At 42.0% G+C, this 25,550-nt stretch carries 20 protein-coding genes; 16 read left to right on the top strand and 4 right to left on the bottom strand.

From position 1 onward, the window contains the following. The first annotated feature begins 196 nt into the window (after positions 1 to 196). The 6 genes from ACSLUK_RS07065 to ACSLUK_RS07090 all read left to right on the top strand — a co-directional run bounded on the left by ACSLUK_RS07065 (position 197) and on the right by ACSLUK_RS07090 (position 6,127). Positions 197 to 1,750, top strand: coding sequence for an MFS transporter (locus tag ACSLUK_RS07065; RefSeq protein WP_448547840.1), 1,554 nt, complete (start codon positions 197 to 199; stop codon positions 1,748 to 1,750). An 87-nt stretch (positions 1,751 to 1,837) separates the two neighbouring features. Next, positions 1,838 to 1,975: a DUF7661 family protein gene (locus tag ACSLUK_RS07070; RefSeq protein ID WP_448547967.1), complete on the top strand. Its 138-nt coding sequence runs from the start codon at positions 1,838 to 1,840 to the stop codon at positions 1,973 to 1,975. Between the two features lie 28 nt (positions 1,976 to 2,003). Beyond that, positions 2,004 to 2,594: an HD domain-containing protein gene (locus tag ACSLUK_RS07075; RefSeq protein WP_448547841.1), complete on the top strand. Its 591-nt coding sequence runs from the start codon at positions 2,004 to 2,006 to the stop codon at positions 2,592 to 2,594. A 214-nt stretch (positions 2,595 to 2,808) separates the two neighbouring features. Beyond that, a complete protein-coding gene (locus tag ACSLUK_RS07080; RefSeq protein ID WP_448547842.1) occupies positions 2,809 to 3,249 on the top strand; it encodes a type 2 periplasmic-binding domain-containing protein in 441 nt (146 codons plus the stop codon). Positions 3,250 to 3,259: 10 nt separating this feature from the next. After that, on the top strand, positions 3,260 to 4,363 hold the full coding sequence (locus tag ACSLUK_RS07085) for a porin (protein ID WP_448547843.1): 1,104 nt from the start codon (positions 3,260 to 3,262) through the stop codon (positions 4,361 to 4,363). A gap of 141 nt (positions 4,364 to 4,504) precedes the next feature. Further along, complete coding sequence (locus ACSLUK_RS07090; RefSeq protein WP_448547844.1) at positions 4,505 to 6,127, top strand: methyl-accepting chemotaxis protein; 1,623 nt, start codon at positions 4,505 to 4,507, stop codon at positions 6,125 to 6,127. A 24-nt stretch (positions 6,128 to 6,151) separates the two neighbouring features. Here ACSLUK_RS07090 and ACSLUK_RS07095 read toward each other — a convergent pair whose 3' ends face one another. Beyond that, entirely contained in the window at positions 6,152 to 7,057 is a 906-nt protein-coding gene (locus ACSLUK_RS07095) for a LysR family transcriptional regulator (protein ID WP_448547845.1), read from the bottom strand. Positions 7,058 to 7,231: 174 nt separating this feature from the next. Between ACSLUK_RS07095 and ACSLUK_RS07100 the strand changes: the two genes are divergently transcribed. From ACSLUK_RS07100 to ACSLUK_RS07110, 3 genes are all read left to right on the top strand, one after another. Beyond that, positions 7,232 to 7,813: a LysE family translocator gene (locus tag ACSLUK_RS07100; protein WP_448547846.1), complete on the top strand. Its 582-nt coding sequence runs from the start codon at positions 7,232 to 7,234 to the stop codon at positions 7,811 to 7,813. Between the two features lie 62 nt (positions 7,814 to 7,875). Then, positions 7,876 to 8,127 carry a hypothetical protein gene (locus ACSLUK_RS07105; protein WP_448547847.1) on the top strand — a complete coding sequence of 84 codons (252 nt, stop codon included), beginning with the start codon at positions 7,876 to 7,878 and terminating at the stop codon, positions 8,125 to 8,127. Between the two features lie 272 nt (positions 8,128 to 8,399). Next, positions 8,400 to 9,164: a PEP-CTERM sorting domain-containing protein gene (locus ACSLUK_RS07110; protein WP_448547848.1), complete on the top strand. Its 765-nt coding sequence runs from the start codon at positions 8,400 to 8,402 to the stop codon at positions 9,162 to 9,164. Between the two features lie 124 nt (positions 9,165 to 9,288). Here ACSLUK_RS07110 and fghA read toward each other — a convergent pair whose 3' ends face one another. Together fghA and ACSLUK_RS07120 are read right to left on the bottom strand one after the other, a co-directional pair. Beyond that, the gene (gene fghA / locus ACSLUK_RS07115) at positions 9,289 to 10,119 is read right to left on the bottom strand and encodes an S-formylglutathione hydrolase (protein ID WP_448547849.1); all 831 of its coding nucleotides are present in this window, start codon (positions 10,117 to 10,119) and stop codon (positions 9,289 to 9,291) included. Positions 10,120 to 10,139: 20 nt separating this feature from the next. Then, positions 10,140 to 11,270, bottom strand: a complete 1,131-nt coding sequence (locus tag ACSLUK_RS07120) for an S-(hydroxymethyl)glutathione dehydrogenase/class III alcohol dehydrogenase (protein ID WP_448547850.1) — start codon at positions 11,268 to 11,270, stop codon at positions 10,140 to 10,142. A gap of 232 nt (positions 11,271 to 11,502) precedes the next feature. Here ACSLUK_RS07120 and ACSLUK_RS07125 point away from each other — a divergent pair, with 232 nt between their 5' ends. Continuing rightward, positions 11,503 to 11,676, top strand: a complete 174-nt coding sequence (locus ACSLUK_RS07125) for a hypothetical protein (protein ID WP_448547851.1) — start codon at positions 11,503 to 11,505, stop codon at positions 11,674 to 11,676. 83 nt (positions 11,677 to 11,759) lie between these two features. Then, positions 11,760 to 12,947 (top strand): GGDEF domain-containing protein, encoded by a 1,188-nt coding sequence (locus ACSLUK_RS07130; protein ID WP_448547852.1) that lies wholly within the window; start codon positions 11,760 to 11,762, stop codon positions 12,945 to 12,947. Positions 12,948 to 12,965: 18 nt separating this feature from the next. On the opposite strand, the gene ACSLUK_RS07135 is transcribed toward ACSLUK_RS07130, so the two are convergent. Continuing rightward, positions 12,966 to 13,988: a LacI family DNA-binding transcriptional regulator gene (locus tag ACSLUK_RS07135; protein ID WP_448547853.1), complete on the bottom strand. Its 1,023-nt coding sequence runs from the start codon at positions 13,986 to 13,988 to the stop codon at positions 12,966 to 12,968. A gap of 334 nt (positions 13,989 to 14,322) precedes the next feature. Here ACSLUK_RS07135 and ACSLUK_RS07140 point away from each other — a divergent pair, with 334 nt between their 5' ends. From ACSLUK_RS07140 to ACSLUK_RS07160, 5 genes are read left to right on the top strand one after another with little or no spacing between them, the layout of a single operon-like run. Then, a complete protein-coding gene (locus ACSLUK_RS07140) occupies positions 14,323 to 16,842 on the top strand; it encodes a glycogen/starch/alpha-glucan phosphorylase (RefSeq protein ID WP_448547854.1) in 2,520 nt (839 codons plus the stop codon). 55 nt (positions 16,843 to 16,897) lie between these two features. Beyond that, complete coding sequence (glgB, locus tag ACSLUK_RS07145) at positions 16,898 to 19,081, top strand: 1,4-alpha-glucan branching protein GlgB (RefSeq protein ID WP_448547855.1); 2,184 nt, start codon at positions 16,898 to 16,900, stop codon at positions 19,079 to 19,081. 2 nt (positions 19,082 to 19,083) lie between these two features. Further along, positions 19,084 to 21,285 (top strand): glycogen debranching protein GlgX, encoded by a 2,202-nt coding sequence (gene glgX / locus ACSLUK_RS07150; RefSeq protein ID WP_448547856.1) that lies wholly within the window; start codon positions 19,084 to 19,086, stop codon positions 21,283 to 21,285. An 8-nt stretch (positions 21,286 to 21,293) separates the two neighbouring features. Then, a complete protein-coding gene (gene malQ / locus ACSLUK_RS07155; protein ID WP_448547857.1) occupies positions 21,294 to 23,468 on the top strand; it encodes a 4-alpha-glucanotransferase in 2,175 nt (724 codons plus the stop codon). Positions 23,469 to 23,487: 19 nt separating this feature from the next. Next, positions 23,488 to 25,317 (top strand): alpha-amylase family glycosyl hydrolase, encoded by a 1,830-nt coding sequence (locus ACSLUK_RS07160; protein ID WP_448547858.1) that lies wholly within the window; start codon positions 23,488 to 23,490, stop codon positions 25,315 to 25,317. Positions 25,318 to 25,550: the final 233 nt, after the last annotated feature.

Genomic DNA, 25,550 nt, shown 5'->3' on the forward strand with positions numbered 1-25,550 from the left:
GTGCTAGGTGCTAGGTAGAGCTGAATACGTATGCATAATGTTGTGAATGCCTGTTACCTATGATTAATATAATCGAATGCTTGGCTTAGTCTGTTTTCAAGCAGACAAAGTCCAAAATAACACATCGGCATTTCCCATGTGACAACAAAACTATAATTAAAATTACAACATTTATCACCAGCAGGATCTTTCTATAATGCAAAGCTCACTTCAACCTAAGCAAAAGCCTACCCTGAATTTTTGGCAAATTTGGAATATGTGTTTTGGCTTTCTGGGTATTCAGTTCGGCTTTGCCTTACAAAATGCCAACATAGGTCGCATATTTCAAACACTCGGTGCTGACTATGGCAACATGGCAATTCTCATGGTTGCTGCGCCAATTACAGGGTTAGTTGTACAACCTATTATTGGCTATTTTAGTGACAAAACATGGAATCGTTTAGGCCGTCGCCGTCCGTATTTTCTTTGGGGAGCGATCGCAGCCAGCCTTTCTTTATTTATAATGCCAAATTCACCAACATTGTGGATTGCCGCTGGTATGTTATGGATTATGGATGCGTCAATCAACGTTTCAATGGAGCCGTTTCGCGCTTTTGTAGGCGACATGTTGCCTCCTAAACAGCGAGCGACTGGTTATGCCATGCAATGTTTCTTCATAGGCGTTGGTTCAGTGGTAGCCTCTGCATTACCTTGGATGATGACCAATTGGTTTGATATAAGCAATACCGCTGCGCCTGGCGAATTACCTGATTCAGTCAGTTTTGCGTTCTATATTGGTGGGGTTATATTTTTGTTAGCCGTACTTTGGACAGTCTTTCGCACTAAAGAGTATTCCCCACAAGAGCTTGCACAATTCAACCAATTTGAAGACCCGACATGCCACACTGAAGAAAGACCTATTCGTCCAACCAGTAAATATTTTCGTCATGGATTTGCTTGGTTAGCCGCTGGCGTGGCTACATCAGGTGTTGTCTATCTGTTGATTGACAAACTCGACCAAAGTTTATTTATTTTAACGGGTGGTTTAATTGCCTTCGGGTTGTGCCAACTTTTCGCCGGATATCTACAACAAAAAAACAAACACGAACATGGCTTTGCCGTAGTAATCAATGACTTGTTTGCCATGCCTGACACCATGAAACAGCTCGCGTTTGTGCAATTCTTTTCGTGGTTTCCGTTTTTTGGCATGTGGACCTATACAACAGCCGCCATCACAGATTTCCATTATGGTAGCTCCGATGTAACGTCTGAACTATACAACCAAGGTGCCGACTGGGTTGGTGTATTATTTTCTACCTACAATCTTACTTCTATTGTCGCTGCCATTTGCATCCCTATTATAGTTAAGGCATTTAATTTGCGCATCGCTCACATGATTAACTTATTACTTGGTGGCGCTGGTTTTATCTCATTTATCTTCGTGAAAGATCCGACTTACTTAGTAATTTCGATGATAGGCGTTGGCTTTGCGTGGGCTTCTATACTATCTGTCCCGTATGCCCTTTTGGCTAATGCGCTACCGCCAAACAAGATGGGCTTGTATGTGGGTATTTTTAATTTCTTTATTGTTTTACCACAAATACTGGCAGCAAGTATTTTAGGTTTACTAATTACTAAGGTATTCGACAACCAGCCAATTTACGCCTTGATTGTTGGCGGTGTAAGCATGATTTTCGCGGGCATATTAACACTCCGTGTAAAAGAACATGAGCAAACAAACCAGCCAAAAACCCCTGTTTCTGCAACATAGACATTTATCGATAGAAACAAACTAAAGTTAGTGCTAGTCTGCATAGCAGGTTAGCACTTTTAAGAAATACCAATACCTCTATGTAACATTTTTGGCAAGCTTGAACGTGTTTACGATGTGGTCATTCCGTCAGATCTAGCAGAGAATCAATTAGCGTCATACTTAGACGATATTTTTCACGAATGGGCCAGTGAAAAGTTTCCTAGTGTTTTCAAAATTAATTAGCAATGTCGCCCGCTTAAAATTATCTATTATGGACTTAAATAAACAACTCTCTTTCATTCTCGAACTTGACAAACTTAAGTCAGTTTATCGAAAAGCTCTCATCAAAACCGACAATAATCGCTTTGAAAATAGTGCCGAACACAGCTGGCAAATTGCACTTGCGGCACACGTTTTAGTAGAGCATGTCGAGCATAACATTGATATTAATCGTGCCGTGAAAATGCTGCTGATTCATGACATTGTTGAAATTGACGCTGGTGACACCTTTGCATTTGCAGAAGTAAACCAACTCGAGCAACAACACGAAATCGAACTTGCCGCGGCTCATCGTATTTTCGGTTTACTGCCCGACGCCCAATATCAACACTTTTTATCTTTGTGGCTGGAATTTGAAGAATGCAAGACACACGATGCCCAATTTGCCAAAGCGGTTGATCGCATTTTACCTTTGATTCAAAATATGGCGAATGAAGGTGGTAGCTGGGCTAAACATAAAGTTACTAAATCTCAAGTACTCGCACGAAATAAGTACGTTAAAGGCTTGTCTGAAAGTTTATGGCGCTACGTTGCTGAACAAATTGATATTGCCACTAAAAATAAGTGGTTGGTTGACGTTTAATTCGCGTATGGAATGTATGGAGAGGCTTGAAACAACCTATCAATTTTCAAAACTCTCCCACTTCAAGAACTAACAAGAACCCATCTGCAAGTTTCCCGATTGCCCTCACCGCTAACTATCGCCTGTAATATTTTTGTAAGTTGCTATTTTTTGTCTACTATTTAAGTGGTAGTCCAACTCACACTAAAAATTATTCGAAAAACAGGTAATGCATATGAAACACTTTCAAAGTAAGAAAAATCTACTTTTAACTTTGTGTACATTTATCGCATTGCAGTCTTGGTCATTCCTCTCATTGGCCGAAGTATCCGTAATTGTGCATAAAGACAATAACGCAAACCTAGATAAAAAGGCGATAAGTAAACTGTATTTGGGCAAATCTAAAAAGTTCGATAACGGTAGAACGGCGTTATTGCTCAATGCCGCTAAAGGCTCTCCTGTAAGGGATGAATTTAACAAGAACGTTATCGGACGCTCTAGCAGCCAAATGAATGCGCACTGGTCTAAATTAGTGTTTACCGGCAAAGGTACCCCTCCAAAAGAAATCGATTCTAGTTCAGAAATTGTCTCCACCGTCTCTGAAAATAAAGACACCATAGGGTATGTCGAATCGAGTGCTGTAACAGACGCAGTCAAAGTCATCGCCACATTCTAGGAGTCAACTCATGAAACTTACCAATTTGATGTTAGTGTCAGCACTAGCACTTACACTTGCGCCAGCTGTTAACGCAGAGGTTAATTTTAGTGGGTACGGTTCCATCGTTGCCGGGATGGGGCTCAATGAAGGTGAACGCTTTACTGCAGATTTTTTTGAAGTAGGCCAATACGAAGACAAAGTAACGTTTAAACCGGAATCAATGATTGCCATTCAAATGACAGCTGACATTGACGAAAAACTCAGGTTTACAGGTCAATTATCCAGCAAAGGTTCTGACGACTTTGAACCCGAGTTTAGTTGGTATTATCTTACCTATGAAACAGATAATGATTGGACCATTATGCTTGGTCGACGTAATATTCCGATGTACTACTATTCAGAGTTTTATGACGTAGGTTATGCCTATCCTTGGATGCGCCCACCTTCAAACTTGTACTGGTGGCAAATTGTTCAGTTTAACGGCATCCATGTCTCTCGTAACTTTAGCCTAGGCGACTATTCAAACAACATCACCGTCTACTATGGAAATGAGTATTCCGATGATAACAAAGAAATGGGATTTTATGCCGAACAAGGTTTTTTCGGCAGCGATGTGGTTGCGGTAAACGAAGATTGGCGCCATATAACAGGGATAAATTGGAATATATCCGGTGATATATTCGATGTTCGGTTTGTTTATATGCAACATCTCCTAGACCGTGATTTTAGAACTGATACCGGTGAAATTCGTCAGGGTTTAAGAACGTCTCAAACTTTCTATGGTGTAGGTGGTTCGCTCGACCTGAACCCATTCACAATACTTTTCGAATACAACTATGTTGAAAGGCATGATGATGTTGAAGACACTTGGCCAACATTTATTGTTTCAGCCGTGTATAACATTGACGACTTTCAGCCATATATTAGCTATTCCAAAGCAGATCAAGAACGAATTTCCGGCGATGATTTTGAGCAGCATTATCTCATCAGCTATGGCGTTCGCTATAACTTCTCACCGTCCGCCGCATTTAAAGTGCAATATGATGTGTTTGAAGATCAAGGTGGCCCGAACGGCTGGGATTTCCATGGTGATTCTGAAACGATTAGCCTAGGTGTTGATTTCGTTTTTTAACAGGTACCTTAAGGAAGTAATGCACAGAGTTATAGGTGATTACTTCCTTTTGCAATTGATTTAACTAGCAAATTGCTGATTTTGTACAACAATTAAGAAGACAACAAATAGTAAAAACTATGCCGAGCTGAGGATGTTAACATGGCGTTCAAAAATGTGCTGAATGATCTAAATATAACCACAAAAATACACGGTATTACCATACTCGCCGTATTTGCGTTTGTTGTCGCTGCCATCATTAACTACAACACGATTATTGATAATGAACAAGCGCTTAATGAACTCAAAACCAAGAGCTACCAATCGGTAAAAACCTCAACCATTAATCGATTTTTAATAGAAAAACTAGATGAATTCTATGGCCAGGCGGTTACGTTAGGTGACGAGGAATATTTAAACAAAGCCAATGAAACGCTTACAGAAATTCAGTCAAATTTAAAACAATTGACTCAGCTGGACAGTAGCTTAAGAGCATCCAACGATCAAGAGAAGCTCACCGACTATGCAAAAATTGCCGGTCAAATAGCTCAATCAATGATAGACGGCACTGCCGACTTTTCGAAGATTCAACAAGATGCACAAACCAAACAAGCAAAATATGATGAATTAATTGAACGCTTTACTGCAATTCAACAAAAGTCTGACAATCGTTATTTAGAATTAATCAATAATACCGAAGAAAGGTCTCATAACTCGTTAGTGTTGATGTTGACCATAAGTACAATCATGCTGGTTGGACTAATAATCTTGGCAATCGTTATCGCCAAAGCAATTGGTAACGCCGCTAGTGACGCCGCCGGCTCGTTGGAAAAACTCGCAAGTGGAAAAGGAAATTTGAGTTCGCAGCTAGCTGTACGCTCAAATGATGAAATTGGGCAAGTGGCAATTCATTTCAATGCATTTATCAGCCTACTTAGAGAGTCCGTAATGGGCGTGATGGCCGTTGTCGAACCTCTCATGGAAAATTCCACACGTTTAGTTCAAGGGATGGAAAAAGCGGAGCGCGCCACCAACCAGCAATCTAATGATGCCAAGGTTGTTCATCAGTCAATGGAAGAAATGCGCCACAGCGCTAGCGACATTTCAAGTAGCGCTATCAACGCATCGGAAGCAGCACAAGCTGCCGAACGTGAGGTAGAAGAGAGCCTAAATCAAATTAAACAATCGGTGACAACTTCTCAGACACTAAGTCAGGAAATCGACAGTGCAGCCAATACTATCGATCAACTCGCCAGCGACACTCAGAATGTGAGCCAAATTCTAAATGTAATTACCTCAATCGCTGAGCAAACTAACTTACTGGCACTGAATGCGGCGATCGAGGCTGCACGCGCTGGTGAACAAGGTCGTGGTTTTGCGGTGGTTGCTGATGAAGTAAGAGAACTTGCTTCCAGAACGGCCAAGTCAACTAACGAAATTAGAGAACTGCTAACCGCACTCACGTCGGGTGCCAACGAGTCTGTTGGTGCGATGACAAAAGCAAGAGATATGGCTAAAGACAACGCTGAAGCTGCAGAGCAAACCGGCAGTTCGATTAGTCTAGTATCTGAACAAATCCTGTCGATCAATACCATGAATGCGCAAATTGCCACCGCAACTGAGCAGCAAACCAATGTTGCAACAATGGTCGTTGATAACGTTACTAGCATGCACGAATCATTCGAGAACACGTTAGCTGCACTTGCTGACATTCGCGAGGTTGCTGAAAATCTGCACAAACACTCTGATAGCCTGCTCGATGCAACCTCGAAGTTTGACGTATAGCCCCGAGTAGCTATACGTTAGTCGCTATACATTCATTGGTTTCGCTTTAATAAAATCGATGAACAAACGAGATAAACTAGTGGGCAAAGCATTGTTCGGCCATACCAAATGAACGTCAATAGGAGCAACTTGCCATGTTGGCAACAATTGCACCAATTCACCTGCTCTAATTAGAGAGTCCACCATAAACAATGGAGGCGTCGCCACTCCTGCGCCACACTCACATAAACGGCTCAAATAATCCACGCTGTTAATTGTATGCTTTCCGACAAAACTCACCTCGCACTCATCAATCACATGAGTACTATCGCCCTTGTATCGTATTAATCGACGACTATCTTTAAGCATAGCAAGTGATAACCATGGCCAATTGCTGAGCTCTGTTGGGTGTGTAGGTGAGCCAAACTGCTTTATGAGTGCAGGAGCGCAAACCAGTACGCGCGCAATTTCGCCCACTTTCAGCGCTTTTAACGAAGAATCTTGCATAGTTCCCAAGCGAACTGCTACGTCAATGCCATGTTCAATGATATTGATACGTTCATCTGTACATTGAATATTCAGCGTAATATTAGGGAACTTAGCCATAAAGTCTGCTAAGTGGCTAGAAAATATGGAGCGAGCAAGTAAGGTCGGTACTGACAGCGTCAATTTACCAAATGGATTATCCGTTTTAGGTGAAACTTTACTAAGCCCGCTTTTAGCAAACTGCATCATTTGTTGGGCATGCTCAAACAAAACATGTCCTTCATCGGTTAAAGATAGCTTTCTAGTAGAGCGGTAAAGTAATGTGCAATCCAACCGTTTTTCCAACATGCTTATGTGATGACTGATCACAGATGGCGATAGTCCCAATTTTTCCGCGGCACCGCGAAACGAACCTTGTTCAATAGTCTCTACAAAAACTGCCATCGGTTTTAAGTCATCAATCATTTTGTATTCCATCTAGCCTAAATTCAAAGCTTCATCATTTCCTTTCAGCACCCAACATTACCTCAAACAATCGAACAAAGAAATCCAATTACCTCATCTTATAAAACAAAGATAAGCAAATTAAGCTTACAACGACAAGTTAGTTCAATTGCTGATTATGATGAGGAAACTATTATGAGTATCTATTTCGCCATGAGTTTGTACGCGCTCTCAATGTCGCTTTCACCTGGGCCAGTTAATTTAGTTGCCCTGTCATCAGGTATCAATCAGGGATTGCCGAAAAGCGTCCCATTTGTTGCCGGTGCATCCGTTGGCTTTATTATTCTATTCTTTCTCGTTGGCGTTGGCTTTGGTCAGCTTGCATCATTACTTCCTAGCCTAATGATAGTTCTGAAGGTTTCTGGCATCGTATTCATGCTGTATGTCAGCTATTTACTATTTAATGCCTCTGGCAATGTATCATTGTCTAATCGGTACAATGCTACATTCTGGCAAGGAGCTATCATGCAATGGCTCAACCCCAAAGCATGGATGGCGAGCACAGCCGCAGTTTCTGCATTTGAATTAAATATTTTCGCTAACCTCGTAATTTTCTGTGGTATTTACTTGTTAATTTGTTTCGCTTGTATTCTTGCTTGGGCAGGTGCAGGAAATCTTTTGCAGCATTTGTTAAAACAAGAGCAGCGAATGGCGCTGTTTAACAAAGCAATGGCGATTGTTTTATCATTTGTTGCGATTATTGTTTTGCTCATTTAGTTGATAATTATAAATCTGGTCATATTTGTCATATTAAACCCTAAGATTAACAAGGAAGGTTAATGCCAGAATTTGATCAGTATCTTCAATCACCTGTTGGTATTTGGCTGTTACTTTGCATGTTAATCGTAATTTTCCTGCTATTGGCCAATTTATTGTTTGGTAAGGCGAAACGGATGTCGAAGGGAGCGGTATTGTTCTTAATGCTTTTTCCACTAATATCGCTATTCCCGATTCCACCACCGCAATATGAAAATGTCGACAAAGCCAAACAAGAACAAAAAAAAGCGCAAATCATCGGAAGGAGACGATAATGGAAGCAATAAAACATAATTGGCTAACAGTGCAATTTATCCGTAGTCTGAATTTTTTTGTGCTTCAATCCATAGTAGACATCTTCAAACTAAAAGATCTTTAAGCAAATAAAGTGTCTATTTATTTTACAAACCAAAGACGAAAAACGATCAAAGCAGCATTAACACCCTGTAAACAATAACAAAAAAAAGGATGGTCCAATAATTGCTTAGCGCTAACAGAAATTAAAACTGCTGCCCAACATGTGTGGGTAATATCAAAGGAAATAACAATGAATAACAAAATGTTAAAAGCAGCTTTTGCAAGTATTGCAATAACGCTTAGTGGATTTGCAAGCGCGGGAATCGTTTATATGGATTCAACGACTGGCAATCCTTGGGGTCAAACTAACAACGAAGCGTCAATGGATGGTGTTTTTGGTGCTGGTATGTGGAATGAACAAAACTATGAAACAGCAAATGCTGCAAATCTATTTTCTGATAGCACAGACTTTATTTTTATGGAAGGTGGAGATAGCAATGCTGATGAACTTGAAGCTTTTCTCATCGCCAACCAAGCAGCGATGGAAAACTGGGTGTTCGGCGGCGGCCGATTAATCATTAATTCAGCACCTAATGAAGGCGATGGTATGTCAATGGGGTTTGGTGTTTCGTTACTCTATCCAAATTATGACAATGATGTTCATGCTGTCGATCCTAATCATGAGATTTTCAATGGACCTTTTGGTGCAACTGGTGGTAATTTTTCTGGTAGTTACTTTGCGCATGCAACCGTTTCAGGTACTGAACTTAATGCATTGATCGTAGATGACATTACTGCTGCAACTGTTGTAGGGGATATGTTTGTTGGAGAAGGATATGTAATGTTTGGTGGTATGACGACTTTAAACTTCCAAACGCCAAATGCCTTTGAACTAAGACAAAATATGATTCATTATGCTGCGAATGTTGTTACGACTGTGCCTGAGCCTACGACATTAGCTATATTTGCGCTTAGTCTAGCTGGGCTAGCAACACGCAGAAACAAAATTCAGTAAAATCAATATAACTAGAAACGCTCAGCTTAACTGTACCTTAGCTGAGCGTTTTCATAACGACAGAGAGCAATACACGCAAAATAAATGGCCGTTTATTCAACGTGTATTACAGAGAAAGTATGAGCTATAAATACTTCGCATGAAAACGGCAATGCGCGTCGATAAAGCTTCCGATAAAATAATAGCTATGGTCGTAGCCGTCATGTTGATTATAAGTAATCGGGTAACCAACAGATTCCGCCGCAGCGAGTAATAATTCAGGTTTAAGCTGTTGCTGCAAAAACTCATCGTTACCACCTTGCTCAATAAGCATAGGAAGTTGAGTTTGCGACTGTTTAATTAACTCAACCGCGTCATATTGACGCCAGGTTTCTTCATTATTTCCGAAATACGCTGAAAATGCTTTTTTTCCCCAAGGGCATTGCGTAGGGGCGCATATTGGGCTAAATGCAGAAACAGATGTAAATCGCTCAGGATTTCGCAAAGCAATTGTCAGCGCACCATGTCCCCCCATTGAGTGTCCAGAAATAGCTCGCTTATCAGAAACGGAGAAGTTGGCTTCAATGATATCGGGTAGCTCTTTTACAATGTAATCGTACATTTGGTAATGTGGCTGCCAAGGAGCTTGGGTAGCGTTCACATAAAACCCAGCACCTTGTCCTAAGTCATATCCCTCGTCGTTAGCCACATGCTCGCCCCTAGGGCTGGTATCCGGCGCAACAACGACTATACCTAACTCTGCTGCAATGCGCTGTACACCTGACTTCTGCATAAAGTTTTCGTCAGTACACGTGAGCCCAGATAACCAGTACAACACAGGCAGTTTCTTACCGTCTTCAACTTGTGGCGGTAAATAAACCGCAAACGTCATATCACAGTTTACCGTAGCTGATTGATGGCGATAACGCTTATGCCAACCACCGAAACTTTTATTTTGGCTAATAATTTCTATCATGCTATTTCCCAAAGTGATCGTTACTTATCAAAATGGATAACAGAACGAATACTTTCACCTTTATGCATCAAGTCAAATGCGTCGTTTATATGCTCTAAGCTCATGGTGTGGGTAATAAAATCATCCAGCTTGAACTCACCCTCTAAATAACGCTCAACATAGTCGGGTAATTCTGAACGCCCTTTCACGCCGCCAAACGCAGTGCCTCGCCATACTCGTCCGGTAACCAGTTGAAACGGACGCGTCGAAATTTCTTGCCCAGCGCCTGCAACACCAATGATTACTGACTCTCCCCATCCTTTGTGACAACACTCTAATGCTGAGCGCATTACGTCAACATTGCCGATACATTCAAAAGAATAATCAACACCGCCGTCGGTCATTTCAACAATCACTTCCTGAATCGGCTTGTCGAACAACTTAGGATTAATACAATCCGTCGCTCCTAATTTTTTCGCGAGTTCAAATTTACTTTCGTTAATATCAATGGCAATAATGCGCGACGCTTTAGCCATGGTCGCACCAATCACCGCTGAAAGGCCGATGCCACCTAAGCCAAAAATGGCTACTGTTGCCCCCTCTTCGACTTTGGCTGTATTCATTACCGCGCCCATGCCTGTGGTAACACCACAACCAAGCAAACACACCTCTTCTAACGGTGCTTTTTCGTTAACCTTTGCCAGTGAGATTTCGGGCAATACCGTATATTCAGAGAATGTAGAACACCCCATGTAGTGATAAATTGGCTGTCCGTCTTTGTAAAAGCGCGTAGTGCCGTCAGGCATTAACCCTTTACCTTGGGTTTCTCTAATTTTTTGGCATAAGTTCGTTTTACCTGATAAACAAAACTTACATTCACCACACTCTGGCGTGTATAGCGGAATAACGTGGTCGCCTACCTGAACACTGGTTACACCTTCTCCCACTTGCTCAACAATACCGCCACCTTCATGCCCTAAAATGCATGGAAAAATGCCTTCTGGGTCTTCACCCGATAAGGTGAAAGCATCTGTGTGGCACACGCCACTAGCAATAACACGAATCAGTACTTCGCCCGCTTTCGGTGGCATTACGTCAATTTCTTCAATAGATAATGGCTGATTAGCCGCCCATGCGATCGCCGCTTTCGATTTAATAGCTTGAGTAGTCATGATTTTCCTTAACTTTTTTGTTGTATTAATTAAAACAAACTTCCTTGAAATTGCATACTCAAATTAGTTTGAACACAGTATTTATTGTGGTAACTGCACAATTTTTCATCTTAGTAACTTGTTTTTGAGGAAACCGTCACTGAATCGCAGTTCTATCCCCATTAAATTAGGCGCAAAATTTACGTTTTCGTCTACAATTATCACTAATATCAAAAAAAGCAGGATGCGTCCGATGACTTCAAATTTGCATGAACGGCTTACATTGCTTAATGAAAAATTAGCCGTACAAGAAATCACTCAAGAAGAATTAGTAGAATATAAACAGCTCTTAGAACTTTCCAACGCTATTTTTAGAGTGCATCAACTCAAACATCAGCCGGAATCTACGCCACGAGTTTCGAGCTAATTGCCCAGAAATTACTCTGCTTAAAAATAGTGCCTATACTTAAAGGATTGCTTTCTTTTATATGGTATTTAGGCTAATTCTCAATGGACAATGCGTCGTTTCAGAGCATTATATACCTGTTAAACATCACACTGTCATGTGTGGCAAGTGCGCTATTTTTCATATTTAACCCGCTGCGCATAGAAAAAGACTACCGTGTGGTCATTCGCTACTTTGTAGCTTTATTTTCATTCATGGCAATTGCCTATGCCGTTTACCTATTTCGCCCTTTTATGCCTGTATTATTATCTATTGCATTTGCCAATATTTTTTACGGATTTTCATTTCACTGTCTTCGCTATGGCTTGATGTGGCGTAAACGAACAACTACCAAACATATTTACGCCGACAAGTGGGTTTATTTACACCTAGGCTATCTTGCTTGGAGTAATTGTTACTTATTCTTTATGCTCTATGACTCACTCGTACTTAGAGCAATGAACGCACTGTTCAATACGTTTATCATCTATATGCTCTGTATTCCACATGTTGCGAAAAACCAGCTACAACCAACAACAGGCGAAGTGCGAGCGAAGTATGTTTTCATCGCTTTAGGCGTGTTAAACGCCCTAATGGTTATTCCTTATGCGCTAACTCAAACACCGTTCGTTTATACGTCTTCATTGTTGATTTTATTAACTATTCAAAGTATTGCTTTACTTGGCGCGCTATTAACGCTGTTACTTTCCGATGTAATTGAAATGCATTATAAAAACTCAGTTACTGACGCACTAACCAGTCTATACAATCGCCGATTTTTTATGGAACAAGCGAACAGTTTAATTAAATCTGCACAACGACATAAGTTCCCTATGTCACTGATAATGTGTGATATTGATGACTTTAAGAAAATCAATGACACTTATGGCCACGATACTGGTGACAAAGTCTTAACAGAATTCGCTCAATCTTTAAAATTATTAACACGTGAAGACGACCTGCTGGCGAGATTCGGTGGAGAAGAATTTATTGCATTGTTGCCACAAACATCTATCGAAGGTGGACAAACCTTGGCGCAACGCATGTGTGACCATACCGCTAAACTCAATATAAAAATTGATGATCAACCAATACAATTTACTGCAAGTTTTGGTGTTGCAACATTTAATAGCCGAGACAATCTTGAACAGAACCTAAAATATGCCGATGAAGCACTCTATCAGGCCAAGGAAAATGGTAAGAATCAAGTACAAGTGGCGCAACACAAAATAAGCGCGATAGCAGATAGCTGATGATTATTTATCTTGCAATCAGCTTCCACATGATTGTCTGATCACTAAACTAGTTGGCATGAGTTCAGTGGTACATTCCTCACCATTAATTAACTGTAGCAATTTATCCACTAACAATTCACCTGCCAATACGGTATTTTGTTTAGCGGTTGTTAGCGGCGGGTACGTAAAATTAGCAATAGGAATGTCATCAAAACCAACAATGACAACGTCATTTGGCACATTAATGCCTTTTTCCTGAAGGGCTTTCATAGCGCCTACAGCAATTAAGTCACTAGCGGCACAAATTGCGTCAAAAGGTACGTTCTTTTCGATCAAAGATTGAACGGCTTGATAACCTGCTTCTTCAGTTGAAATAGCGTCAATTTGTCTTGCATCATCCACACTCAAATTAGCTTCTTTTAAAGCCTGACAATGCCCTAAATAACGATCACGAAATTCAGGCGAACCACTTGATACTCCACCTAAAAATGCAAAATGTTGTTTACCATTGTCGATCACATGCTGAGTTAGCTGGTAGCCACCATGAAAATTATCACAACCCACAGAGATGACTGGCAGATTCTCTACGTCAGCGCCCCAGCGCACAAAGTGAGTTTCTTGTTCGATTAACTTAACCAGCTTTTCTTCGTAATCGGTGTAATCACCATAACCGAGCAAAATAATGCCATCGGCTTTTCTCGTGTCCTCGTAATCAGCATGCCAATCGTTGCTCATTTGTTGAAAAGATACCAACAAATCGTAGCCTTTCTTGGCTGTCGCTCGCGTAATAGAGCCAAGCATCGATAGAAAGAATGGATTAATCAGCGAATCATCATTGGTAGGATCTTCAAATAAAAGCAATGCAATGGTGCCACTTTGTTGCGTGCGCAAACTACTCGCATTCTTATCTACTTTGTAGTTAAGTTCTTTGGCTATCGCCTGAATACGCAAACGCGTTTCTTCGTTAACGAGCGGGCTATTTCTTAGCGCTCTAGACACAGTTGATTGCGAAACGCCTGCCCGGTATGCGATATCAAATGACGTATTTTTTTGCTTCACAGCTTACCTAACCAATATTTACAGCTTGTCACAAATACTAACCGCGGCGCGAAGTTTGCACAAGGCAATTTATTACTGACAGATTACAGCGGAATTACATACGTATGCACAGCATTCCCATGCGTTCTAACTGAATGCATACGTATGTAGGCAATTGCTCTCCTACCCCACTTGAGCATAATGAATCAATAACGAAAAATGGCGCATTGTGACTTTTGTCTCCTAAGCTTGAATTGCCCGTTTATCAAAGTCAGCAGATGACACGATAAGGCAACAAAAGTGAAACACAGAGCACGTAGTATTTTTCTTGAACTCGTTTATTTAAGTGAAAGTTATGGTCAACAAACTACAAACAATTGAAAAACAAAATAAAAAATTAACAGCTGATGACATAGCTGAACGAATAAAACACCACCTAAAATACACTTTAGGTGATGTAAACATGGCATCGCTGCACTCAAATGTTGCTAAAGATCATAAACGCGCTTACTGGCAAGCTACGTCACTAGCGCTAAATGACTTCATTATTGACCAACTAAACGAAACGCAATTGGCGCAAGCAGAGCAAGAAACTAAGTGCATCAACTATTTATCGGTTGAATATTTGATGGGACGCCTACTGGCGAACAACCTACACAATTTAGATCTATACCAACAGACCGAACAAGCAATGGAGTCACTGGGTATTTCACTTGCTGATGTGTGTGAAGAAGGCGCCGATCTCGCGCTTGGCAACGGTGGCCTAGGACGACTAGCCGCTTGTTTTCTTGATTCATTAGCTACGCTAGACTACAACGCTATCGGCTACGGCATTCATTATCAGCACGGGTTATTCCAACAAGCCTTTAAAAATGGACATCAGGTTGAATCGCCTGACATGTGGCGTGAATTTGGCAGCCCGTGGGAAATCTGCCGTTATGAGTCAGAACAAATTATTCCGGCATACGGTTACGTAGAGCATGTGACACAAGCAGACGGCTCGTCAAAACCAGAGTGGCGTGCGACGCGTAATTTCAAAGGTGTTCCGTGGGATATTCCAATTGTTGGTTATAAGTCACAAAGTATCAATATTCTTCGTTTATGGGAATGTCGTGCAACCGAAGCATTTGACTGGCAGAAGTTTAACGATGGCGATTACCTCAATGCCCACCAAGAACAAGTGGCAGCCGAAACGATATCAAAAGTCCTCTACCCGAATGACGAGCACGCAGCTGGCCATGAACTTCGCTTTTTACAACAGTACTTCTTCTGTGCATGCTCTATTCGCGATATTTTAAAACGCTACGAATTGCAATATGGCACATTAACCGAAGCCAAAGCGTCTCACTTTGCCGATAAAATGGCAATTCAGCTAAACGACACACACCCAACGTTAGCGATTCTTGAATTAATGCGTATCTTGGTAGACGACTACCAATTTGTTTGGCACACCGCATGGCAGCTTACACGCAACGTATTTGCGTACACTAACCACACATTATTACCTGAAGCCCTTGAAAAGTGGCCTGTAGCACTCTTTGAAAAAGTGTTACCACGTCATTTAACAATTTTGTACCGAATTAACGAGGCGTTCTTGAATGACGAGGTCAATAAGATGTGGCCTAACAATGAAGCAATTCGCGCACACCTTTCGCTTATTGAAGAAGGACCAGAGCGTCGCGTACGCATGGCTAACTTATGTGTAATCGCCTCACATAAAGTCAATGGTGTTGCACAGATACACTCTTCATTAGTTAAAGCCGACTTATTCCCTGAATTTGATCAATTATGGCCTGACAAATTAACTAACGTGACCAACGGCATTACGCCGCGTCGTTGGTTAAAAGCGTGTAATCCATTGTTATCTGACCTTCTTTATAAAACGGTCGACGGTGATTGGGCGAAAGATCTGAATTTACTACGAGCTGTTGCATCACGTGCAGATGATCCTGCATTTCAGCGTGAATTTATGGCGATTAAGCACCAGAACAAACAAGCACTTGCCAAAGAAATCGCACAATTGACCGGCGTAGTAGTTAGCCCGGATGCTATTTTCGACGTGCAAATTAAACGACTTCACGAATATAAACGCCAGCACTTAAATTTATTGCATATTCTAGCGCTATATCGCCGTTTGCTTGCTAACCCTGATATGGAAATGACACCACGTGTATTTATTTTTGGTGCCAAAGCGGCTCCTGGATATAAATTAGCGAAAGACATCATATACGCCACCAACAAAGTGGCAGAAAAAATCAATAATGATGCACGTATTAATGGCAAATTAAAGGTAGTCTTTTTACCAAACTACCGTGTAAGCCTTGCCGAAAAAATCATTCCAGCTGCCGATGTGTCTGAGCAGATATCTACCGCAGGTAAAGAAGCTTCAGGTACAGGTAACATGAAATTAGCACTAAATGGTGCTGTTACTATCGGTACTTTAGACGGCGCGAACATAGAGATTGCAGAAGAAGTTGGCGAAGACAATATCTTCATTTTTGGTTTAACCGTAGACCAAGTAAAAGCCTTAAACCAACAGGGTTACGATCCATTGGCCATTTATCACGAAAATGCTGAGCTCAAAGCGGTTCTAGATTGGTTAGATACCGACTATTTCACACCGGGTGAGCCAGGCGCATTGTCTTCGATAAAACATAGCCTGCTCGATGGCGGTGATCCATACAAAGTGTTGGCCGACTTCCAGTCATACTCTGATGCGCATTTCCAATTGGGTAAAGCCTATCAAAACAAAGCACTATGGGCACGTATGGCTATAATGAATACAGCCTGCATGGGTAAATTCAATTCCGATCGTTCTATCCAAGATTATGTCGATAACATTTGGCATATTAAGCAGATTGCACGTACGGCTTAAGGACTAGCAGCTAAATAATGTCAATTATTTGGTTAATGATAAGGAACAAAAGTTAATGCCAAACCAAGCGATAAAAAAGAAAGCACAGCCTAATGTCGGTCAATTCGCCCCAATTTTGGGGTTAGCACCTGATCCTAATTCTGGCTATCTTGTTATTTCATGTTTTCTACCGCAAGCACAGCAGGTAGAAATCATTGATAAAAAAACACGCAAGTCGCTTGGTCAGCTAAACCGTATCAATGAGCATGGCTTATTCCAACGAAAATTACGCCGCAAACGTAAATTCGAATACCAAATTCAATTTATCACTCAAGATCAAAGTGAGCTCATTGAACATGCGGGTCAATTTCCACCAACATTAAGTGATTTTGATATACATCTACTAGCAGAAGGAAACCATCACTTCCTTCACAAAGTATTAGGTGCTCACCCGTGCATTCATCATGGCATAGCAGGTACTGCGTTTACAGTTTGGGCACCAAACGCTAACACGGTATCTGTTGTCGGTGATTTTAATCATTGGCAAGGTGAGCAACACGTGATGCAAAACGTGAATTACAGTGGCTATTGGAACCTGTTCATTCCACAAGTTGGCGAAGGCGCGTTATACAAATATCAAATAACTGACCCTCAACAAAATACTGAAATGAAAGCCGATCCGTGTGCCAGTCAATCAGAGCTGCGTCCGAATACTGCTTCAGTTGTGGCAGCTCCGCTCAGTAAACAATGGCAAGATGATCTTTGGCTAAAACAACGTGCTGCACGAAATAGTCGTAATGCTGCCATCAGTATTTATGAAGTGCATTTAGGCTCTTGGCGACGTGATGAAAATAATGACTTTCTTAATTATCGCGATATTGCTAAGCAGCTTATTCCATATGTAAAAGACATGGGGTTTACCCATATTCAGCTCATGCCGATCAGCGAATATCCATTTGACGGCTCGTGGGGATATCAACCTGTTGGCTTGTTTGCACCAACCTCTCGGTTTGGCAGTCGCGCTGATTTTCAATATTTTATCGAACAATGTCATATTGCCGACATCGGAGTATTGGTAGACTGGGTACCGGGACATTTTCCCAATGATCCACATGGCTTAGCCCAGTTTGACGGTTCTCATTTGTATGAACATCAAGATCCTAAACAAGGATTTCATCCTGATTGGAATACCCTGATTTACAACTATGGCCGCACTGAGGTTGCCAATTTTCTACGCAGCAGCGCCATTCATTGGTTAAGTGATTATCACGTTGATGGTATTCGCGTTGATGCGGTCGCTTCGATGCTCTATTTAGACTATAGCCGCAAAGAAGGTGAATGGATCCCAAATAAATTTGGCGGTCGTGAAAATCTTGAGGCGATTGATTTTATCAAACGCTTCAATACAGAGCTTTATGCCGCCTTCCCTGATGCCATGACAGTGGCAGAAGAGTCCACATCTTGGCCGGGCGTTTCCGCCCCCGTTGATAATGGCGGTTTGGGCTTTGGCTATAAGTGGAATATGGGCTGGATGAACGACAGCTTAGAGTACATGAAACGCGATCCTGTGCACCGCCCCTATCACCACAATGAATTGAGTTTTAGTCTCGTTTATGCCTTCAATGAAAACTTCATTCTGCCGCTTAGTCACGATGAAGTGGTGCACGGAAAAGGCTCTATACTGGCGAGAATGCCCGGTGACGCTTGGCAACAGTTTGCCAATTTACGCGCATATTATGGCTTTATGTGGGCACACCCCGGTAAAAAGTTACTGTTTATGGGCAGTGAATTTGCACAGGGGCGAGAGTGGAATCACGATCAACCGCTTGATTGGCACCAATTAGACATTGATTGGCATCAACAAGTGCAATCTTTAGTTAAGCAATTAAACACGGTGTACACCAACACACCGGCGTTGCATGTAAAAGACTGTGAGAGTGACGGCTTTGTCTGGCTTGATCACGATAATGCACAACAATCAACTTATAGCTTTATTCGCTTTGGACAAGCACATGACGAGCCAGTTGTCGTTGTTAGTAACTTTGCACCTTCTGCGCATTATCAGTTCCGAATAGGTCTGCCTAAAGCCGGTAAATATCGATTGCTCGTTAATACCGACGCCAATGAGTTAGGTGGCAGCGATGTTGAAGCCCTTTTTGAGTTCGATGCTTCACAAAACGCATGGCAACAACAAGCGTTTTCCGCTGAAATTACGATTCCACCACTGGCAACCATCATGTATCAACGTGTGGCTGACTAAGCATGACCGAAGTTAATAACGCCTCAACTCAATACCAGATTCGTAGCGGTCGCCCCTATCCGTTAGGTGCAACAGCCGACGAGCACGGTATTAATTTCGCGTTATTTTCACAGCACGCGGTTAAAGTGGAACTTTGCCTTTTTGATGAAACTGGCGAAGAAGAAATTGCACGAATTGTGCTGCCTGAATTTACCGACAATGTTTGGCATGGCTACATGACAGGATTAAAAGTTGGCCAGCTCTATGGTTACCGTGTGCATGGGCCATTTGCTCCCCATGATGGGCACCGATTTAATCCTCATAAACTCTTGCTTGATCCTTATGCGAAAAAACTTGTAGGAGAGTTTGCTTCATCGGACTTAAATTACAGTTTTGACCAGCAAAGTACGCAAAAAGATCTGACCTTAGATTATCGTGATAACGCGCAGGTTATGCCGAAATGTCAGGTTATTGCACCGCTGGAAAAATGCACATCACATCCGAACATTCGCCATCGTAATACATTAATTTATGAGTTACACGTAAAAGGATTTACCCAACTTAACTCCCAAATTCCGGTGAAACACAGAGGAACGTTCGCAGGATTAGCCAACAAGCATGCGCTAGATTATCTACGCGAACTTGGTGTTACCACGATAGAATTGCTACCCGTTCATCAGTTTTTAAATGAACCATTTCTCGATCAAAAAGCACTCAGCAACTATTGGGGTTACAATTCAGTCGCATTTTTTGTGCCCCATGCCGCCTATTGCTTAACCGATGAAATCGGCGAATTTCGCTCAATGGTAGAAGAATGTCATGAGTTAGGAATTGAAGTCATTCTAGATGTGGTTTTTAACCATACCGCCGAAGGCGACCAACTTGGGCCAACTTATAGCTTCAAAGGCATAGATAACGCCAGTTATTACCTGCTCAAACCAGAAGATCAACGCTACTACCAAAATTACACTGGCTGTGGCAACACGCTCAACATTCAACATCCACGAGTCTTGCAACTCGTTACCGATACATTGCGCTATTGGGTGGAGTATATGGGTGTAGACGGTTTCCGTTTTGATCTAGCACCGATCCTAGGTCGTAACGATACAAGCTTCACGCAGGACAACCACTTCTTTACTGCCTTGCGACAAGATCCTGTACTTGCAAGCGTTAAATTAATTGCAGAACCTTGGGATCTTGGTCCTGAAGGCTACCAACTAGGCCGATTTCCTGCTCAATGGCTAGAATGGAACGATAGATTCAGAGATACCTGTCGCCGTTTTTGGCGCGGTGATCAAGGCATGGCGCCAGAGTTTGCCAGACGTCTTCATGGCTCAAGCGACATATTTGAAACGCCAGGACGACGTCCTAGTGCCAGTGTTAATTTTATCACGTCACATGACGGCTTTACCTTGCATGATTTAGTGACATATCAGCAAAAGCACAATGAGCGAAATGGCGAAGATAACCAAGATGGCCACAACAGCAATTTCAGCTATAACTTTGGTGTAGAGGGCGAAACGTCTAACGGCACCATCAACAAGTTACGTCAACGCCAAAAACGCAACTTACTCACTAGCCTACTCGTCGCTCAAGGAACTCCAATGTTATTAGCGGGAGATGAGCTTGGCCATTCGCAAGCAGGTAATAACAACGCTTACTGCCAAGACAACGAGCTCAGTTGGATCGACTGGTCAAATACGAATGAGCAAGAGCTTAACTTCGTAAAACAGCTGATCGCACTACGTAAGGCACACCCATTACTTAACCGGACAAATTACCAACATGGTTTAGCCAAATCCGCAAAAACCCAGTTAAGTGACATAAGTTGGTTGAATTGTCACGGCCAACCGATGAAAGAACACGACTGGCATGACAGTGCAATAAAGTGCTTTGCAATGTTGCTGGCAGAAACAGACGAAAATGCCAGCTTTCGAACAGACAGTGCCCATGACGATGACGCGCTGTTAATCATTTTCAACGCGCATCAATGCGAAATTCACTACTTGTTACCTGAACTAAATGGACAGTGGCAAGTACTCATTGATACCGCAAATACCGAAGACTTGTCGTCAACACAAGTCTTTGGCAAAGAAATAAATCAAGCGGCTATCACGGTCGCAGCACATAGCTGCATCGTTTTAAGTTATAGCCAGAATTCATCATCCAATAATAACGCCGCAACAAGTTGTGACTCATCACAACCAACCAAGAGCGAAGAGTAGTAAACCAAATGAATTTAATCGAAAAACTAGCTGAACTAGTCGGCTTTCATCCAAGTTACAGTAACTGTTTTGGCGAAACGGTATACGCTGACAAAGAAGCACGCCAAGCGCTTTTACAGGCGATGGGTTATGACTTATCAAATGAGCAAACGATTGAACAGCACATTCAACAATTAGAGCAAGCCAAATGGCTAACTGCCCTTCCCAGTGTATTTGTGGCTAAACACGAGTTAGCAACGCAAGACATCATACTAAGTTTGCCAGACTCTGCGCCAAGCATAATAACGCTACAACTCACACTAGAAGATGGCCACGAATTGCCTATTTCGTTCGACAAGGCACAGGCTACGCCAATTGCACAACAAACAATTAATGGTGTTAACTACCAGCAATTTACAATGGAATTACGTGATTTACCGCTAGGTTATCACAGCTTATCACTCGTTTTGGCCAAACAGGAATTTCACTGTCACCTCATTTGTGCACCAAAAGACTGTTTCAGCCCACAGGAAGCCAGCGAACATAAAACCTGGGGCTATGCCGCGCAACTTTACTCACTAAAAAGTGCGAACAACTGGGGCATGGGCGACTTTGGTGATTTGCGCTCATTAACTCAAACAGCTGCAGAACAAGGTGCATCAACTATTGGTTTAAATCCATTACACCCACTCTATCAAAATAACCCTGCACACCGCAGCCCGTATTCACCAACTAGCCGATGCTACCTTAATACCATGTATATCGACGTTACTGCCGTTGATAATTTCAAGCGCTGCAAAAAGGCGCAGGCTATATACAATACGGAACAATTTCAACAGCAATTGGCCTCAACAAGAACTTCGGAACATATCGATTATGTGGGTGTAGCAGAACTCAAGTACCCTGTTTTGGAAGCCTTACATCAAGATCTTGTAACGTCAGACAAGAAGAGTTCGTCATTGCTCGCATTTGAAACATACAAACAAAATCAAGGTGAACCTCTGGCGTTACTGGCAACATTTGACGCGTTATATGAATATTTCCGCGAACAAGACGCTTACGCGTATGGTTGGACTGCGTGGCCACAAGATTATCAAACGCCTGACTCTCAAGCCGTAGATGACTTCCGACAAACCCATGCCGCACGAATTGATTACTTTATGTATCTGCAATGGCTTGCGCATCAGCAATTACAAAACGTGAGCGAGTTGGCAAAACAAGCCCATATGCCAATCGGTTTATATCTTGATTTGGCTGTTGGTTGTGATGGTAGTGGCTTTGATGTTTGGTCAAACCGTGATGCCTATGTAGCTGGTGCCGCAGTAGGCGCTCCACCTGATGCGATGAACACACTTGGTCAGGATTGGGGGTTAACGCCAATCAATCCTGTGCAACTACAAAAACAGGGATACAAACCATTAGTTGACGCATTGCGCAGCAATATGCAATATGCTGGCGCACTTCGCATTGACCACATCTTGGGGTTGATGCGTCAGTATTGGGTAGCGCCGGGTAAAGCGGCCCACGAAGGGGTATATATTTCTTTTCCATTCAAAGACATTCTACGCGTCATCGCATTAGAATCACGCCGTAACCAGTGTGTAGTTATTGGTGAAGATCTAGGAACAGTACCTGACGGTTTCAGCGAAATTATGGCTGAAGCAGGTTTACTCTCTTATAAAGTACTATTTTTTGAAAAATGGGAATCTGGCCTATTTATGCGACCAGAGCTTTATCCAGAGCAGTCTATGGTAACGGTATCAACCCACGACCTACCTACACTGACAGGTTGGTGGAATGGGCGTGATTTAGCGTGGCGTCAACAGTTAGATTTATACCCGAATGAACAAATGGGCGTGGATGATCGTAATAATCGCGTATCTGAACGAGAGAATCTATTGGCTGCGCTACAAGATATGAACACCATTGACATGCAAAACGCACCGTCAACATGTCCTGCGAAAGCTAACAAAGAATTGGCGATTGCCGTGCAGAAATTTCTGGCTCATGCCAATAGTCATTTGCAACTTGTACCATTGGAAGATGCACTATGCGTAACAGAACAAGTGAACATTCCTGGCACAATTGACGAACACCCAAACTGGCTACAAAAACTACCCGTAGCATTAGAAGAATTTGCAGCGACCGATAGCGTTGCGTCAATGGCAGCAATGCTCAACGATGTTCGACCATCTCAATCCTAACATAACAATAAGAATGACTATGAAATTATCTTTTTCCTCGAAAAATAAACTGATGTGGCTGTGTTTAGCCACCGCATCAGCATTAATCGGCTGTAATGCTGAGCAAAAGCAGCAAAATACTGAAAACGCAGTTACCACTGATACAGCTAATGCTAATTCGCCAGTACGAATGACAGCACAAGACTTGCCAAACTACTTAACGCGAAGTGTGCAAGATGATGTATTTTACTTTGTTATGCCAGATCGATTTGCTAATGGTGATCCCAGCAACGACAACGGTTCGTCTACAATTGCAGTTTCTTCTGGCGGGTTTGATCCAAGTAATAAAGGCATGTATCACGGTGGTGATATCAAGGGACTCGAACAAAAGCTCCCTTACCTTGCTGATTTGGGTGTAAGCGCTATATGGATGACGCCTATTTTAAGAAATAAAGCAATACAAGGTGAAGATGGCGGGTATCATGGCTACTGGGTATTGGACTTTACCCAAATCGACCCACATTTGGGTACCAATGAAGACTTGAAGCAGTTCATCGACAAAGCCCATCAGGCTAACATCAAAGTATTTTTCGATATCATCACTAATCACACGGCAGATGTTATCAAATACCAAGAATGTCATGGAGAAGCTGGCGATCAGTGGTTAGTAGAAGGTAACAATGGCTGCCCTTATATTTCATTGGAAGAAGTTGCAAATGGTAAGTCGTACAATTTGGTGATACCAGCAGGAGAAGAAAACATTAAAGTGCCTGCATGGTTAAACGACCCTAAATACTATCACAACCAAGGCGACACTACCTTTGAAGGTGAAAACTCAGTTTATGGTGACTTTGCCGGATTAGATGACATTAATACAGACGATCCTGCAGTTGTTCAATTGATGATCGATACATTCAAGCAACTTATCACTGAGTTTAAGCCTGATGGTTTTCGCATCGACACCGTAAAACACGTTAATATCGAGTTTTGGCAATCATTTGCACCTGCACTAGTTGATCACGCCAAGCAAATAGGTATTCCTGAGTTTTTCATGTTTGGTGAAGTTTACAGCCCTGACAGTAAAGTACTTAGCCAATATACCACAACAGGTAAAATGCAATCGGTATTAGATTTTGGTTTTCAACAAGCCGTTCACCAAGTATTAGTTGAAGAAAAATCACCTAAAGCAATTGCTAACTGGCTAGACCGAGATGTCGACTATTTAGATGAAGACAGTAACGCCAATCAGTTGCTTAATTTTACCGGTAACCACGACATGGGCCGCTTTGCCCATATGCTGATGAAGACTGAAAATTTTTCACCTGAACAAGCATTACAACGCGTTGATATCGCCCATGCCATGATGTACTTTTTACGAGGCATGCCGATTATTTATTACGGCGACGAACAAGGCTTTACCGGCGATGGTCATGATAAAGATTCACGTCAGGACATGATGCCTTCAAAGGTAGCAAGTTATAATGACGATGTATTGTTAGGCACCAATAAAACCACTGCTGACGATAACTTTGATACTAACCACCCACTGTATCAACAGCTAGCCAACTATGCTGATGTGTACTACCGCCATTCTGCCTTGCGCAATGGTCAACAACACACTTTATTTGCCGACGAGCAGTCAGGGATATACGCAGCCAGCAGAATCAATGATGAGCAAAGCTTGATAGTGATCTTCAACACTGCGGTCGAAAATCGCGTGCAGTCAATTGCTCTGAATAATGAAGTAAGTAAACTAGTACCGGCATATCAGAGCAATACAAAGGCAACATTTGACGTTGCGGGTAAAAATACTGTAGAAGTGAGCATGCCACCGTTGTCTGCTATGGTGCTCATTATCGACACGAAATAACCTTCAATAGCTAGAGCGTTAGGTGATTGGTACTCCATCACCTAACCTTTTACTTTTACATTTTCCATAGCTCAACTTTTGTCTTTCTCTTATCTCATCTGCGTTTTTCTTTTTCATTACCTAACACAGTTCGAATATCTCAGCTAATACGTATGACGCTACATATTGTTGACACTAGAAATTATCTTAATCAATTGTTGATTAAAGATTTTTGCTGTCATGACAATTTCTTT

This window comes from Thalassotalea fusca, assembly GCF_053485835.1.